This window comes from Flavobacterium saccharophilum (genome assembly GCF_900142735.1).
In the GTDB taxonomy this organism is placed as follows: Bacteria; Bacteroidota; Bacteroidia; order Flavobacteriales; family Flavobacteriaceae; genus Flavobacterium; species Flavobacterium saccharophilum.
In genome coordinates this window covers 732,722-750,540 of the sequence record NZ_FRBY01000001.1, presented here as the reverse complement: position 1 = coordinate 750,540, position 17,819 = coordinate 732,722, and the positions used below count along the sequence as shown (strand labels likewise).

The 17,819-nt window shown below is 35.8% G+C and carries 9 protein-coding genes; 5 read left to right on the top strand and 4 right to left on the bottom strand.

The annotated features are described in order from the left end of the window. Window positions 1–35: 35 nt before the first annotated feature. The 3 genes from BUA98_RS03155 (at window position 36) to BUA98_RS03145 (ending at window position 7,307) form a co-directional block, all read left to right on the top strand. The gene (locus BUA98_RS03155) at window positions 36–2,213 is read left to right on the top strand and encodes a glycoside hydrolase family 97 protein (RefSeq protein WP_244279163.1); all 2,178 of its coding nucleotides are present in this window, start codon (window positions 36–38) and stop codon (window positions 2,211–2,213) included. Window positions 2,214–2,456: 243 nt separating this feature from the next. Next, window positions 2,457–5,825, top strand: a complete 3,369-nt coding sequence (locus BUA98_RS03150) for an Ig-like domain-containing protein (RefSeq protein ID WP_159433445.1) — start codon at window positions 2,457–2,459, stop codon at window positions 5,823–5,825. Window positions 5,826–5,969: 144 nt separating this feature from the next. Beyond that, the gene (locus BUA98_RS03145; RefSeq protein WP_072970179.1) at window positions 5,970–7,307 is read left to right on the top strand and encodes an IPT/TIG domain-containing protein; all 1,338 of its coding nucleotides are present in this window, start codon (window positions 5,970–5,972) and stop codon (window positions 7,305–7,307) included. A gap of 204 nt (window positions 7,308–7,511) precedes the next feature. On the opposite strand, the gene mfd is transcribed toward BUA98_RS03145, so the two are convergent. Beyond that, a complete protein-coding gene (gene mfd / locus BUA98_RS03140; protein ID WP_072970178.1) occupies window positions 7,512–10,877 on the bottom strand; it encodes a transcription-repair coupling factor in 3,366 nt (1,121 codons plus the stop codon). Beyond that, window positions 10,870–11,481, bottom strand: coding sequence for a hypothetical protein (locus BUA98_RS03135; protein WP_072970586.1), 612 nt, complete (start codon window positions 11,479–11,481; stop codon window positions 10,870–10,872). The genes mfd and BUA98_RS03135 overlap by 8 nt, the downstream gene beginning before the upstream one ends. Window positions 11,482–11,828: 347 nt before the next feature. On the opposite strand from BUA98_RS03135, the gene BUA98_RS03130 reads away from it, so the two are divergent. Together BUA98_RS03130 and BUA98_RS03125 are read left to right on the top strand one after the other, a co-directional pair. After that, window positions 11,829–12,767 carry an L-threonine 3-dehydrogenase gene (locus BUA98_RS03130; protein ID WP_072970177.1) on the top strand — a complete coding sequence of 313 codons (939 nt, stop codon included), beginning with the start codon at window positions 11,829–11,831 and terminating at the stop codon, window positions 12,765–12,767. A gap of 191 nt (window positions 12,768–12,958) precedes the next feature. Then, the gene (locus BUA98_RS03125) at window positions 12,959–14,155 is read left to right on the top strand and encodes a DUF418 domain-containing protein (RefSeq protein WP_072970176.1); all 1,197 of its coding nucleotides are present in this window, start codon (window positions 12,959–12,961) and stop codon (window positions 14,153–14,155) included. 83 nt (window positions 14,156–14,238) lie between these two features. Here BUA98_RS03125 and BUA98_RS03120 read toward each other — a convergent pair whose 3' ends face one another. Both BUA98_RS03120 and BUA98_RS03115 read right to left on the bottom strand, forming a co-directional pair. Then, window positions 14,239–16,119: a M1 family metallopeptidase gene (locus BUA98_RS03120; RefSeq protein ID WP_072970175.1), complete on the bottom strand. Its 1,881-nt coding sequence runs from the start codon at window positions 16,117–16,119 to the stop codon at window positions 14,239–14,241. A gap of 61 nt (window positions 16,120–16,180) precedes the next feature. Further along, entirely contained in the window at window positions 16,181–17,815 is a 1,635-nt protein-coding gene (locus tag BUA98_RS03115) for a S8 family peptidase (protein ID WP_072970174.1), read from the bottom strand. Window positions 17,816–17,819: the final 4 nt, after the last annotated feature.

The following is a 17,819-nucleotide window of genomic DNA, read 5'->3' as shown; positions in this document are numbered from 1 at the left end:
TCTAATAAAATTAGCTTTGCAAAAAACTAAATAACATGAATTTTCAATCCCAAAAAATGCTTCAAATTCGTTTGAACAAAAAACTAGCGCTTTTACTTTTCTTGTTTGTGAACTCCTTATGGATTCAGGCACAGGAAATCAATTCGCCAGACAAAAATCTTTCTTTAAAATTTGAATTAAAAGAAGGCGGAATTCCGTCTTACCAATTATCATATAAACAAAAAGCAGTTATAAAACCAAGTTCTTTGGGTTTAGAACTTCAAAATTTGCCTTCGTTTTTGGATGGTTTTACCATTACAAATACAGCACAATCCTCTGTTGATGAAAATTGGAATCCGGTTTTAGGAGAAGAAAAAACCATTCGTAATCATTATAACGAATTGGTTGTCACTTTAGCGCAAGCGAAAAACAACAACAGATATATTCGCATTCGTTTCCGTTTATTCAATGACGGATTAGGTTTTAGATATGAATTTCCAAAGCAAAATGATTTGAGTTATTTTGTGATTAAAGAAGAGCGTTCTGAATTTAATTTGGCCGGAAATCATAAAATTTTCTGGATTCCTGGAGATTATGATACCAATGAATATGCGTATACCACTTCGAAAATTTCTGAAATTCCTTCGTTGATGAAAAAAGCCACAATCGAAATCAATTCGCAATGGCCGATAAAAGAACTTGCTGTTCAAACGCCATCAATGATGAAATCTGATGATGGTTTGTACATCAACATTCACGAAGCTGGTTTAATCAATTATCCGGCAATGTATCTTGAAGTTGATGCTGTAAACAACAAAATGTGCAGTCATTTAGCGCCAGATGCTGTAGGTGCAAAAGGGTATATGCAAACTGATGCACAATCGCCGTGGAGAACTATTGTTGTTAGTGATAAAGCAACGGAGATTTTGGCTTCAAAGTTAATACTGAACCTCAACGAACCGACAAGTTATAAAGATGTTTCGTGGATCAAACCGGTAAAATTCATAGGGATTTGGTGGGAATATTTTGTAGCAGGAAGAAGTACGTGGGCTTTTGGAAAAGAAAACAACGTAAAACTAACGGATGATTTCACGAAGCTTACGCCGAATGGAAAACACGGAGCTACAACAGAAAGAGCAAAAGAATATATTGATTTTGCTTCTAAAAATGGTTTCGATGCCATCCTGATCGAAGGATGGAACATTGGCTGGGAAGACTGGATCAACAACTGGAAAGAAGAAGTTTTTGATTATGTAACCGCTTACCCTGATTTTGATGTAAAAGCAGTTCATGAATATGCAGCTTCTAAAGGAGTTAAAATTATCATGCACCATGAAACTTCAGGATCTGCGACCAATTACGAACGCCGTTTAGACCGTGCTTTTCAATTTATGAATGACAACGGTTACGATGCTGTAAAAACAGGATATGTAGGTAAAATTATTCCGCGTGGCGAACATCATGACGGGCAATGGATGGTGAATCATTATATCAATGTGGCCAAACGTGCTGCCGATTATAAAATTATGATTGACAGTCACGAAGCGGTTCGTCCGACAGGTTTAAACCGAACTTTCCCGAACTGGATTGCACAAGAATCTGCTCGCGGAACTGAGTTTGAATCAATGGGCGGTTTAGCACCGGATCATACTACTATTTTGCCTTTTACAAGATTAATGGGAGGTCCAATGGATTATACTCCGGGAATTTTCCAAACGGATCTTTCGTATTATGGAACTGGAAGTACACAGCGTGTTAATACGACTTTGGTAAAACAACTGGCTTTTTATGTTACGATGTACAGTCCGTTGCAAATGGCGGCTGATATTCCTGGGAATTACGAACGTTTTCCAGATGCTTTTCAGTTCATTAAAGATGTTGCTGTCGATTGGGACAACAGCTATATTTTAGAAGCTGAACCAGGAGATTACATCACAATCGCACGTAAAGCTAAAGGAAAAGACGCATGGTTTGTGGGAGGAATCACAGACGAAAATGCAAGAACTGCCAACATTACATTTGATTATTTACCTGCCGGAAAAAAATTCATTGCCACTATTTACGCCGATGCCAAAGAAGCCAACTGGGATAAAAACCCACAGAAATATACTGTCACTAAAGTTGTTGTAACCTCAAAAACAATTTTAAAACAGTATTTAGCTCCGGGCGGAGGTGTTGCTATCAGCATTAAAGAAGGAAATGCTACAGAATTAAAGGGATTGAAAAAATTATAGATCGTTACAAAATCTCCTTGTAACTAATTTTTCCGCCACGAATTCACGAATTATTAATTTATATAAGATTAAAAAAAATTCGTGAATTCGTGGCGAAAAAAAACTATTGTCCATTTTTGGGCATATTAAAAACAAAAAACTTGAAAACTATTAACCACAAAATGTTTGTCGAATTTAAAAACCAATGCGAGTGAGAATGAATTTTAGTTAAAGATGCTGACAAGCATGCAAAAAACCGAAATTATGAAAATCAAAATTACCACTAGATTATTTCATTTCACGAAAACATTGATTTGTTTTCTGATATTATTTGCAAGTTCCGTTTATGCACAAGATCCGCCTCAGTACGGTACGCCATTTGCCGGCGTTCCCGATACGCGAGATGTAAACATGTATCAGGTACATATTCGTCCGTTTAGTGCCAACGGAAATTTAGTCGGAGTAACCGCCCGTTTAGATAATATAAAAGCACTCGGTACCAATGTCATTTATTTAATGCCCATTTACCCACACGGTACTGACTCTCGAAGCTCGCCTTCTCCTTATTGTATTAAAGATTTTAAAGCTGTTGGATCAGAATACGGCTCTTTGAGCGATTTAAGAACTTTAGTTGATGGTGCCCACAGCCGCGGAATGGCTGTTATTTTAGATATCGCCATCAACGGAACTTCTTGGGACAATGCCTGGACAACCACGCATCCTGAGTATTATTTGAGAAGCGGTACAACCATTCAGCAATTAGGAAACTTCTCCGATATTGCAGCTCTTGATCTTAATAGTTCAGCTACAAGAAATGCGATAAAAGACGCTATGCGTTATTGGATTTTAGCGGCAAACGTTGACGGATACCGTTGCGATTATGCGAATAATCCTCCATTAGATTTCTGGTCAGAAGTTATCGGAAACATACGTGGAATTTCTTCTCATAAATTATTAATGTTAGCCGAAGGAGACAGACAAGCCAATTTCACTGCAGGTTTTGACATGAATTTTGGTGACAGATGGTTTTGGAATGCCTTAAAAGATGTGGCTGCCGGTGGTCCGGTTTCTACACGTTTGCAAACGATCAATGATTATGAATATGCCAATGCAACGGGTTCTAATCAAGCCGTTCGTTATACTGGAAATCATGATACCTACACAAATGATAATGGAGTTCAAAGACCGTTTGTAATCTTCAACAATCACAACGGAATTGTTGCTAATTTCTTAGTTTCAGCTTATATGAAAGGTGTTCCTTTTTTAATGAGCGGACAGGAAATTGACTACGAACCAAAAACAGACTGGCCTTGGCAAAGTTTTAAATTCAACTGGTCTCAAAATCCAACTGCCGCTGCCGATTTTGCTAAGATTTTAAATTTCAGAACTTCGAGTGCTGCCATTCGACGTGGTGATTTAACGATGTATGCCAATGATGATATCAGTATTTTTACCAAAACATTAGGTACTGAAAAAGTAATCGTAATGTCGAATCTACGAAACGCTTCTAAATCATATGTTATTCCCGCTTCTTTGGCGGGAACTTATGTAAATCCATACAACAATAATGCTTCTGTAACTTTAACAGCGGGTGCTACAAGATCCTTTGCGGCTTATGAATATTTGGTTTTAACGAATACCAATACGCCGGTTGTTGCAGTGACAGGCGTTTCTGTTAGTCCATCGACAGTAACTGTTGGTTTAGGTTCTACGCAACAATTAAGTGCAACGATCGCTCCGGCGAATGCAACAAATCAAAATATAAACTGGACGTCAAGCAATACTTCTGTCGCAACCGTTAGCGCTTACGGGTTAGTAACCGCTGTAGCAGCAGGAACAACTACAATCACAGCTACAACTGTTGATGGCAACAAAACAGCAACTTCGGCAGTTACTGTTGCAGCAATTCCAGTGGCTTCTGTAAGTGTTACACCAACTACTGCAAGTTTATATGCAGGAAATACACAACAACTTACGGCAACCGTTTTACCAGCAAATGCCACTAATAAAAACATAACTTATAGCTCAAGTAACACGGCTATTGCAACTGTAAATTCTAGCGGACTTGTAACAGCAATTTCGGCAGGAACAGCAAATGTTACCACTACAACGCAAGACGGAAATAAAACCGCAATTGCTACAATTACAGTAAATCCAAATAGTAATTTCACGGTTTATTTCTATAAACCATCCAATTGGGGAACTGGAATCAAAATTTATTACTGGAGTGCGTTGCCTACAGGAGTTTTAGCAAATGCAACCTGGCCGGGAGTTAATATGACCGATGCCGGAAATGGATGGTACAGTTATACGTTCACCAATGTAACTTCAACGAATTTAATTTTCAATGACGGAACCAACCAAACTGCTGATTTAAGCCGAAACAAAACAGGCTGGTACATGAACAATACCTGGTACGATTCGAATCCGGGAACTGTTGTTGCGGTGACGGGAGTTACATTATCGCCAACGACAGCCACTTTATTGGTTGGTGCAACACAACAACTAACGCCAACAGTTGCGCCTGCAACAGCAACGAACAAAACGGTTACCTATAGTTCAGGCAATACGGCTATAGCAACTGTAAACGCAACCGGATTAATAACTGCAATTGCAGCAGGTTCTGCAACTATTACTGTAACCACTCAGGATGGAGCAAAAACAGCGACTTGTGTGGTAACGGTGAACGCAACAAATGTTGCGGTAACAAGTGTAAGTTTGAGTCCAACTTCTGCTTCATTGGCTGTTGGCGGAACGCAACAATTGACACCAACAATTCTTCCCGCTAATGCAACAAACAAAAACGTTACATACAGTTCAAGCAATACAGCTGTAGCAACAGTAAATGCTTCAGGCTTAATTACAGCTGTAGCTAATGGAACTTCAACAATTACAGTTACAACTGTTGACGGAAGTAAAACAAGTACTTGCGCTTTAACAGTTTCAACTGCAACAGGAAATTATTACACTATTAAAAACAGATGGACTGGCGCTTATTTATCTGATGCCGGTGCGAATGTTGGTTACGGCACTACTATTTCAGGCAACAGTTACAAATGGCAAAAAATCGCAATTGATGCCACTTATTTTGTACTGAAAAATGTAGCAACAGGTGAATTAATCAATATCGAAGGACAAACGGGCAGTGTTCAATGTAATATTACGGATACCACTTTTTGGAGTGCCCAATGGTCAAGCGATTATATTGATGGAACATGGACAAGATTGAGAAACAGATGGCAGTCTGGAAACATTATTCATGTTGAAAACCAAACGGGTTCTGCACAATACGGAAATTCTCAGGATGGTTGGTACAGTGCACAATGGCAATTGGAACCAACAACAGTTGGAACAGGAAAATCGGTTTTAAAAATTGATGATGTTTCAGCGACTGAAGCTGTAATCGGAATTTATCCGAATCCGGCAACTGACAGTGAATTTCATGTATTAATGCCTGAATTACAAACTGGAGATGTGGCTTTGATCACGGTTTCAGACATGAATGGAAGAACGGTTTTAACAGACAGACTTTCAACTTCAGGGCAAATTAATCATCATTTAGCTTCTGGAATTTATATCGTAAATATTAATTCGAATGAATTTAATGTGACGAAGAAACTGATTGTCAAATAATAGATTTTAATTGAAAAAGTAAATGCCGGATGAAAATTTCATCCGGCATTTTTTATTTTTAAATCTTTAATATTATTCTGATAAAAATTTTGATTTAAATTCCTAAATACAGTTATTTACGTCAGAAAACTAATCCAAAAAATAATGACAAAAAAATTACTTCTGATAACGACTTTCTTAGTTGGGGGACTGATTGTTTCATGTTCAAGCGATGAATCTGGCAATAATAATACGCCGCCAGTAATAACAGTTCCATCACCAATTACAATTTCAGCTATTTCTCCTGAGCTTCTTGTTACTGGAGAAAACCTGGAAATCACAGGAACTAATTTTGTTAACAAAGATTACCCAACCAAAGTTTTTATAAATGAAATCGAAATAACTCCAAAAGAGATTTCAAATACTAAAATTATACTACCCATTACTGATGTATTAAAAGGAGGGTCGAACACTTTAAAATTACAGATAGAAAAAGTAAGCAGTAATATTATCAGCTTTTTTATCATGACAAAAGGCTGGAGTAAATTAACCGCTCTGGGAAATTTAGACATCCAGTCATCTTGTGTTCTTGACAATAGTAAAACTATATTTTCTTTTGTAGATAATGACACATCTGATAATAGTTTTTGGGGGGCTCCGAAAAAAATAGAGGGAAAATCTACCGGTTATGAACCAGTTTACATAAATCAGTTAGGGAGTTATGGCGATTTTAAAATGATTGATGAAAAAACGGGCGCTTTAACAAATACTAACGCTGGTTTTTTTACTGATAATGGTTTTGAAACACAAAAAAGAATTGATGTCGACAGGTATTTTAGTCCAGCTATTAATGGTGTAAAAGTTGGTTATCTTGATAATAACATTTGTATTCTTACAACAATGATTAGCGGTCAGATTTACACAGCAGATAAAGGAGCAACAACTATTAAAAGCGACCCTCCTTCTTGGGCCACAATTGTTAGTAATGGCGGAAGTGTAGCAACCAGATTGGCCATTTCAGCTTTTGGAAAATCGGTATCTGACAATAAATTTTATCAAGTTGGATTGCTTTATACTCTTAAAAATGGCCTGTATGATTTAAAAAACGTGGTTCTGCAATCTGAAACAGGTTATAATGATTGGGTTGTAAAAGACTCTATTTCCAAACAAGCCAACTCAAAAATATCTTCCGCGAGTTATAAGTTTGCAAATATCAATAAAATATTTGGACTGAATAAAGAAGATAAAACATTATATGCATCTACAGATATGCTTCAAACATGGGAGGTTATAAAAACTGATGTAAAAGCTTTTTTTCTGAGAACAGAGACAGAATGGTATATTCACTCAGGTGATAAATTATTTGTTACAAAAAATTCCGGTACCTCTTGGGAATTAGAACTGGAGTTACCTGCAGGTTCAGTTGTTAATGATATCTCTTTCTCTAAAACAAAAATTATTGTTTCAGGAAATAAAGGTTTACATTATCTCAAAATTGAGTAAATTTAGTTATGTCAAAAAAAAGGCGTATGAAATATTTTTCATACGCCTTTTTTTTAAACGGTAATAGAATTACAAAACGTCTAATCTAGCCCCGATAGGACTGGAAATCCTTTTGTGCTGGGGTTCAGCACAAAAGATTGAAAGGGATAGCGGGACTGGTAGTCTTTTGAAACTTGATTTTTCTGCTTCTAAAGAACAAAAAAATTACTCCCCTAATAATTCCATCAATTCCAATGCTCTTTTGGTCGATTTTACATTATCAAAAGTCAATAAAAGTCGTAAACCATTAGGGGTTTGTTTTTCTTTCATTTGACAAAGTGAACTGTGTTTTTGTACAAATTGTAAAACCTTTCTAAATTTTGACGACTGATAATAATCAGACTGTTGATCTGAGACAAAATAACCAATCATTTTGCCTTTTTTCATTACCAATTTTTCGATTCCAATGTTGGTTGCAATCCATTTGATGCGAATACTATTCATCAAGGCATTGGCGCGTGGAGGCATTGGCCCGAAACGGTCAATTAATTTGTTTTGGAATATAACCAACTCGGCTTCATTTTTTACAGAACCCAACTCGTTGTATAAACTCAGACGTTCTGTAACATTATTGATGTATTCATCAGAAAATAACAACTCAAAATCGGTATCAATTTGTAGATCTTTTACGTATTCTTTCGTTTCAATATCGTTCTCTTCCGGATATAAATCTTTGAATTCGTTTTCTTTCAATTCTTCGATAGCTTCGTTCATGATTTTTTGGTACGTATCAAAACCAATTTCGTTGATGAAACCGCTTTGCTCGCCACCTAATAAATCTCCGGCACCACGAATTTCAAGATCTTTCATGGCAATGTTGAAACCGCTTCCGAGTTCACTGAATTGCTCTAAGGCCTGAATACGTTTTCTGGCATCTTCGGTCATAGAAGAATACGGCGGACAGATGAAATAACAAAACGCTTTTTTGTTGCTTCGCCCTACTCGCCCACGCATTTGATGCAGATCTGACAATCCGAAATTATTGGCGTTGTTGATGAAAATCGTGTTGGCATTGGGTACATCCAAACCGCTTTCGATGATTGTGGTTGCCACCAAAACATCAAAATCACCGTTCATGAAGCCTAACATCAATTCTTCGAGTTTGGCGCCTTCCATTTGTCCGTGACCAATTCCGACTCTGGCATTTGGTACCAAACGCTGAATCATTCCGGCCACTTCTTTTATATTTTCGATTCGGTTATTGATGAAGAAAACTTGTCCGTTTCGCTGAATTTCATATGAAATCGCATCACGAATTATTTCTTCATTAAAACCAACCACATTCGTTTCAATTGGATAACGATTTGGCGGAGGTGTGGTAATTACAGATAAATCTCGCGCGGCCATTAACGAAAACTGAAGCGTTCTCGGAATTGGCGTTGCGGTTAATGTCAAGGTATCGACATTTGCAGCAATGGTTTTTAATTTATCTTTTACATTTACACCAAACTTTTGTTCTTCATCGACAATCAATAAACCAAGATCTTTAAAAACCACATTTTTGTTTACTAATTGATGCGTTCCGATGACGATATCTAGTTTTCCTTCGGCTAAATCTTTTAAGGTTTGTGTTTTTTGTTTTGCGGTTCTGAATCGGTTTAAGTAACCAATTGAAACCGGCATATCTTTTAGTCTCTCAGTAAAAGTTCTATAATGCTGATAAGCCAAAATAGTCGTCGGGACTAAAACAGCAACTTGTTTGCTGTTATCAACCGCTTTAAAAGCAGCACGAATCGCTACCTCAGTTTTACCGAAACCAACGTCACCACAAACCAAACGATCCATTGGGCGATCGCTTTCCATGTCGGCTTTTACTTCTTGTGTTGATTTGGTTTGATCCGGCGTATCTTCATAGATAAACGAACTCTCTAATTCGTTTTGTAAATAACTGTCCGGTGCAAACTGAAAACCTTTTTCTAAACGACGTTTTGCATACAACTGAATTAAATTGAACGCAATATGCTTGACACGCGCTTTGGTTTTTTGTTTTAAAACTTTCCAGGCGTTCGATCCTAATTTATAGATTTTCGGAGGCGTTCCGTCTTTTCCGTTGTATTTTGAGATTTTATGAAGCGAATGAATGCTCACATACACAATATCATTATCGGCATAAACCAATTTAATGGCTTCCTGCGTTTTGCCTTCCACCTGAATTTTCTGCAAACCGCCAAATTTTCCGATTCCGTGATCGATGTGCGTTACGTAATCGCCAACAGAAAGTGCAGTTAATTCTTTTAGCGTAATATTCTGCTTTTTAGAATAACCGTTTTTGATGTTGAATTTGTGATAACGCTCAAAAATCTGGTGATCGGTATAAGCCGTTATTTGATTTTCTTCGTCAATAAAACCTTGGTACAAAGGCAATACAATAGTATGATACTGCTTGCGGATATTCTCTGAATTCGCTTCATCCAAAGATTCGAAGATATCGTGAAAACGTTTTGCCTGCGTTTCATTTGAACAAAACAGATAATTTTTATATCCGTTAAAATGATTTTCGCTCAAATTATTCAACAGCAAATCAAACTGTTTGTTGAAAGAAGGCTGTGGCTGAAAATGAAATTCAACCTTTTTGGTAATTTTGAAAATGGGTTTTGAAGCCAGTTCTACTATCGAAAAATCCAAGGCACGTTTGATAAACGAACTCTGATTTAAGAATAATTGTTCTGGAGTGGCGTGTTTTATTTCTCCTGAAAGTTTCTCAAAAGCTTCTTCGGCCCTTGCGAATTGTTTGTCTAACTGACTAAAAAGTCCGTCGGTGTTTTGAATGAAAAGAACGGTTTTCTCTGCAATATAATCTAAGAAACTTTCACGGTTTTCCTGAAAAATCTTGTTTTCGACATTCGGGATAATCGTGATTTTTTTATGCGTTTCTACAGACAATTGTGTCTCTACATCAAAACTTCTGATGCTGTCAACTTCGTTTCCGAAGAATTCAATTCGGTACGGATGATCATTCGAAAAAGAGAATACATCGACGATTCCTCCACGAACGGAGAATTCTCCCGGTTCTGTAATAAAATCAACTCTTTTGAATTCATATTCGAACAAAACTTCGTTGATAAAATCGATCGAAATTTTATCGTTCAAAGCGACTTTTAAAGTATTTTTATCTAATTGCTGACGCGTTACTACTTTCTCAAAAAGAGCTTCCGGATAGGTAACAATTATGGCTGGTTTTTTTCTCGAATTTATTCGGTTTAAAACCTCAGCTCGAAGCAAAACATTAGCATTATCAGTTTCATCAACCTGATACGGACGACGAAATGAAGCCGGATAAAACAATACATCCTGCTCACCGATCATTTGTTCAAGGTCGTTCAAATAATAAGCGGCTTCTTCTTTATTGTCTAAAATAATTAAAAAAGGCAATTCGGTTTTTTTGAAAACAGCACGAATTATAAATGAAACTGCAGATCCCAACAAACCGCTAAGATGCATTTTTACTTGATTTCCTTCCAGTAAATTTGTTGCAATCTGCTCTGCTTTTGGCAGATTATCGTAGGTAGTATATAGGGCGTTTTTACTCAACTTTAGGCGTATTTTGTATTGGCGGCACAGGTCCTGAATTTGGAATTGCGCGTGTTGTATCTAACATTCTTAAGAAATCTTCTTCTCCTTCTTCTTTCGGAATTTTAGCTTTCTCAACAATTTTATCCATTTGTCTTTCTAAAGAAACCAATTCTTTGTTGATTTCTCCAATCAAAAAAGTTACTTTCTCATCTGGAATTGTACTGAGGTGAATAAATAAATCCAGCATTTTGACTTTGGTAATCAAAATAGAAATTCGGCTTTTTATTTGAGGTAGATTAAATTCTGCTGGAATATTATTGTTCAGCGCCATTGCTTTTTTTGAAATAGCAGTAGACTTTTTCTGAAATGCACCGATTGTTTTTCTAGGTTTTTCACCAAGTTCTTTTAAAAACTCACGCCATTCGTTCCAGGAGTTTACATTTTTTTCTGAAACTTCATTGATTGGTTCATCAATAAAAACCCAGGCCTTATTAATATTGTTAAATATTTTTTCGTTCTTTTTTGCCACTTTTAGATTTTCAGCAAGGCGTTTTTCATTTTCATTTTGACATGAATTCAACACAAAAATCAAAAGCAAAAAAAGAGATATTTTATATTTCATTTGGTAAAACATTAAGCTACAAAGTTACAAAGTAAATTTACAATTACGAATTCTGTTTTTTGCTAAAGAATCTATAAAACAAGGTTATTTTTTTGTCACTTCCGATAGGGCTCTCCATAATCATTTAAAAGGGTTCTTTTCACCTTTTATCCTCAATAAAAATGATTTTTAACAAAGACTTTTTAAAGGCACACAGACACATCCTTACCGGCACAAAGGCACACCCTTGGAAAAGAGAATTATCCAACAAACAAACTTTTTCATTATTGAATCTATAATTTATGATTCTAAAAAGCTTGCGTAATTGCGAAAACGTTATATTTGCTTAACTAAAAAAACTACAAAAAATGAATCCAAAAATCTTGATTATTGGCGCTTGCGGTCAAATTGGGACAGAATTAACCCAGAAATTACGTAAGTTATACGGAACAGAAAATGTAATTGCTTCTGATATCCGAAAATTAAATACTGATGTTGTTAATTCAGGACCTTTTGAAGTGGTCAATGCTTTAGATTTTAACCAAATTGAGCATCTTGTAGAAGTACATCAAATTACTGATATTTATTTGATGGCAGCACTTTTATCGGCTACTGCCGAAAAAAATCCTGCATTTGCCTGGGATTTGAATATGAATTCCTTATTTCACGTTTTAAATTTAGCGAAAGCGAAAAAAATAAAAAAGATCTTCTGGCCATCAAGTATTGCGGTTTTTGGGCCAACTACTCCAAAAGAAAACACTCCGCAATACACGGTTATGGAACCTTCGACAGTTTACGGAATTAGTAAACAAGCAGGTGAAAGATGGTGCGAATACTACCATAATATTTATGGTGTTGATGTTAGAAGCATCCGTTATCCTGGTTTAATTAGCTGGTCTACCCCTCCGGGCGGTGGAACTACAGATTATGCTGTTGATATTTTCTATAAGGCTATAGCCGATAAAAAATACGAATGTTTTCTATCATCTGAAACCAAAATGCCAATGATGTATATGGATGACGCAATTGATGCAACCATCAACATTATGAAAGCACCAGCTGAAAAAATCAAAATACATTCTTCATACAATTTGGCTGCAATGAGTTTTACACCAACTGAAATTGCTGCTGAAATCAAAAAACATATTCCGGAATTTGAGATTACTTATAATCCAGATTTCCGTCAAAAAATTGCAGACAGCTGGCCGGCAAGTATCGATGATGCTGAGGCTAGAAAAGATTGGGACTGGAAACATACTTTTGATCTTGAAACTATGACTAAAGATATGCTGGAACATTTGAGTTAAACTCAAATACCTAAATAATTTAAAGCGTGTTATTTTAAAAGTACTTCTTTTAAAATAACACGCTTTTCTTTTTGGAATATATTTTTAGACAAAAGTTATTGGTTATATAATTTTCTTACTTTTGGTTGCGTTAAAATAATTTCAAATTTTATCTAAAATCATCAATCAATCACAAACAAAATGTTAATCAAATGACAAATTCTTATCATCCTGTCGAACAAAGCAAACGAACTGCTATTGTCGACATTCTTCGCGGCTGGGCCATTTTGGGCGTTGCCATTGGCAATTATTCTGATTTTTTACACATTGGTGTAGAACACAAAATCAACAATAGTCTTGTATCAGATATACTATTCTATTTTAACCGTTATTTCTTCGCAGCAAAATCCTGGACTCTTTTAACGCTCTTATTTGGCTATGGTTTTGCCATTTTAATTAATAACGTAGCAGCGAAAGGAAAAAATCCCGTTACTTTTTTTGCCTGGCGAATGATCTTGCTTTTCATCTTGGCCTTTATAAATTCGTCTTTTTGGCTTGGTGACATTCTAAAAGACTATGCCTTTTTAGGACTTGTAATGCTTTTATTTTATAAGAGTTCAGCAAAAACATTAAGCATTATTTGTGCCGTTCTTGTTGTTACGACTCCTTTTATTATGGCATTTGTGAATGGCTTTACCGTCGAACATCCTGAAATTACCACAAATCCGGAATATTTAAAATTGTATCATTCCGGGAACTGGCTGGACTTTTTTAAGTTCAATTTACTGGCTTCTTTTTATGAACAAATCATTATTCCGGGTTACGCTATTACGGCACATATTGTAATGTTTGCGTGTATGCTTTTTGGGTTTCTGCTTCAAAAACTTGATTTCTTTAACCGTTTAAACGAACAGAAAAAGTTACTAGAAAAGACACTTTGGATTAGTTTAGGTACGGCTATTTTTATTGGTGTTGGTTTCAATTTAATGATTTTCTATAAGCTTGCTCCTCTTAAATTTTTTCATCCATTGTACTGGTTAGTTTTGAGTACAATGATTTTTATTGCAACCGGAATTTGCCTGCTTTATACCAACGGAAAACTAAAAACGATTTTCAGTTATTTTAGTGCTGGTGGTAAAATGACCTTAACTAATTATATTACTCAAAATATTCTGGCAGCTTTTATTTTCTCAGGAATTGGTTTAGGAATAGCCGATACAATGCCGTATTGGTTTTACTTCTCGCTGGCTGTTGTTGTCTTTATCATCCAATTATTCATTAGCAAATGGTGGCTTTCTAAATACAATTACGGACCAATCGAATGGCTTTGGAGATCTGCAAGTTACCTAAAGTTTTTTCCTTTTAAGAAAACACAACCTCAGACAGTTACTGAAATGAAAACGGTATAATTCTATATTTTAGATAAAATTTGAAAAAAGAAAAAGCCCTTAAAAAATAATTTTAAGGGCTTTTTGTATAAAGGATATTTCTCTTATTTCACTTCAAAAACATTGTTTGCAGGTTTTATATCAGCCATTAATCCGCTTGGATCAATTGTGATCTTTTTGATTACAGTTTTGTTCTTGTCGATTATAAAACTGTAGTTTGACTGTGCCCATGCCCAATCCTCCAAAACAGTTCTTTTTACGTTTGGATTTGGGTTTGGTTTAATGAAATTCATCATTCTTAAAGGAATATAGAAAGTCTCAGAAGTTCCGTCAGTATATTCAACTTTTAAGTCGATAGGCATTGGCATTCTTCCAATTCTTTCTAACGTTACAGTTGCTTTCCCTGCGTTGTCAGCTACGTCTTTAATTCCGTAATCAATTGTATTTGCCGTTTCAGCCCAATCAATTAAATACCAATCCAATTCAGCTCCAGAAACTCTCTCAGCAGATCTTTTGATGTCATTTGGCGTTGGATGTTTGAATTTAAAATCATTAAAATATCTTTTTAAAGTTGCATCTAAATTCTCTTGTCCGATAACATAACCCAATTGTGATAAAAAGATACATCCTTTTACATAAGAGGAAATACTGTAAGGTCTGTTTTCGTCGTAACGATCACCATGAGTAGTTTGTGGTTGTTCTTTTCCAGAATTTACTAACTGATAGTAAGCTCCATAAGCTCCTTTAAATGGGTTTTCTTCTTTTTTATCTCCTTTCAATTCATTCAAAGCACTGTCTTCAATGTAAGTTGTAAAACCTTCATCCATCCATGGGTGTTTTGACTCATTTGAAGCCAGAATATGTTGGAACCAAGAGTGTCCTAATTCGTGTGTTGCCGTACCTAAAATTCCTTCCAGTTTTCCGCTTCCTAACATCAAAGTACACATTGCGTACTCCATTCCACCATCTCCACCCTGAATAAATGAATATTGTTTGTATGGATATGGTCCAACTTTATGGTTGTAATAATCCATTACTTTTACCATTAAAGGTTCTAATTGTTTCCAGTTTTCAGTTGTTTTTGGATCATTTTTGTAGAAGAAATGTAAATCAACATCGTTTGGTCCTTTTACGACATCATGCGTATATGCTTTATCAGCAGCCCATGTAAAATCGTGAACATTTGGTGCAATAAAATGCCATGTTAATGTTTTTGCTTTTTTTGGATAAACAACTGTTACACCAGCATCCTGATACCCGTGACCAATTTGGTTTTTATCCTGCAAATATCCTGAACCGCCAATTGTATAGTCTTCATCAATTGTAATTTTCACATCAAAATTCCCCCAAACACCGTGAAATTCTCTTGCAATGTAAGGATCTGCGTGCCATCCTTCGAAATCAAATTCGGCTAATTTTGGATACCATTGTGACATTGAAAGGGCAACTCCTTCAGTATTATTTCGTCCAGAACGACGAATCTGAACCGGAACCTGACCGTCAAAATCTAAAGTGAAAGTTGTTTTAGAATTTGGCAAAATTGGTTTAGCCAAGGTCACTTCAAGAATAGTTCCCGAAGTTCTGGTTTGAGCCGTTACACCATCTTGTTTGAAATTTGTGATTTTTAAAAATCCAATTTCATTTGGTTTCAAAGTTTCAATTCTACTTTGTTTTACTTCTTTTCCATCGGCACCTTTTACTTTAGTTACCATTCTGCCATCCGGATCTTTAATAGAATGCAGACGCGCATCCATTTCGCTTCCTGGCTGGAAAGCATTTGGGTATAAGTGATAAAATACTTTTCTTAGAGTATCAGGAGAATTATTGGTATAAACCAATTCTTGTTTCCCTTTGTACAGGTAGTTTTTGACATCCATGGATACCTCCATTTTGTAATCGGCATGTTGTTGCCAATAGGGAGCATTTTGTGCAAATGCAGCGTTTAAACCAAAGCTCAGAAAGGATAATAGTATAATTTTTCGCATCATTGTTTTAATAAAAATGGAAGAGTTGCCACTCTTCCATCGTGATTAGTATTTTATATTTTTATTTCTTCGACATTTTTTCAGCCATTAGCAATGCATTATAAGCATTCACCATTTTAGCTGTTTTTGATGATTCAACTGATGAAACAGCCACTGGTGCTTCATTTGGATTAGGATTTTCTCCTAAAACTACTTTTGAAGGAAGTGCAACTCCAGAATCCATCAAAATTTGTTTTACCTGAGAAGCTTTCAATTTTGGATAGTAAGAACGAATTAAGGCAGCAACTCCGGCAGCATTTGGAGCCGCCATTGATGTTCCCTGCAAATATTTGTATTTATTGTTTGGAACCGTTGCGTAAATTTCTTCACCCGGAGCAAAAACATCTACATTGATTTTTCCGAAGTTTGAAAATGGAGCTATAACAGTTTCTCCATATGCTTTATTAATTGCACCAATTGTAATCACGTTATCTGTAAACTCTTTTAGGTTGTCTTCAGAATCATTTGGATAATTAATGTTTTTTGTTTCGTCAATATTGTATCCGTCATTTCCAGCCGCATGAACAATTAAAACATCTTTTTTCTTTGCATATTTTAAAGCGTCATACACCCATTGTTTGTGTGGAGAAAAACTTTTTCCGAAACTTCCGTTAATTACTTTTGCTCCATTATCTACTGCATAACGAATTGCCAATGCAATATCTTTATCATATTCGTCTCCATCTGGCACGGCTCTTACCGTTAAAATTTCAACGTTATTAGTGATTCCGTCTCCTCCTAAATTATTACCACGAACTTGAGCAATAATTCCGGCAACGTGCGTTCCGTGAAGTGCTTCTTCTTTATCCGGGCCAAAGACAACATTGTTTCCGTAATGATCGTTTTTAATATCTTCCGGATTATCGCCTACAATTTTTCTTCCGTCAAATTCTTTGTTTAAGCTGTAATCCAACTGATCATAGACTTGTTTTCTATACTCTTCTAATTCTGCTTCAGGATCAAAAGTCGGACCTGCATTTGTAAAAATTTGAGTCATTATATCTTTACTTTGAGCAACTTTTGAATCGGTTGAAGTGATTGTACTTAAATCTTCAAGTTTATAAGTCGTTTTATTTAATTCCTTTTTAATAGTATTGTGAACCTCCAATAAAAAGTCTACTTGTTGTTTATCTTTTAATGCTTTCTCGTATTTCTCATTATACTGAGCCAAAGCATTTTTATATTGTGCAGAACCATCATCTCCCTTTTTAACAACACGTGTCATTTCAAGATTTTCATGAACTGCGTTACCAAGGAAATTCCAACCGTGAACATCATCAATAAAACCGTTTTTATCGTCATCGATTCCGTTTCCTGGTATTTCTTTAGGATTGGTCCAAATCATTCCTTTTAGGTCTTCATGTTCTATATCAACACCTGAATCTACAATACCAACAATTACTTTAACACCCGTCTTTCCTTGTAATAATTCGGCATAAGCCTTATCCACACTCATTCCCGCAATGGTATCTTTTGCCAAATCAAGATGGCTCCATCTTTTTAATTCATTTTCAGTAACCGGAGCTTTTTTTACAATAGCTAAAGGAGCAGTAATCGCTGTTTTTGGAGTTGAATTTTGTGCTTGTAGCGTTACACTACAACCTGCTAAAACAAGTAATGCAAAAGCAGATAAACTATTTGGTTTTATATGACTCATGTAT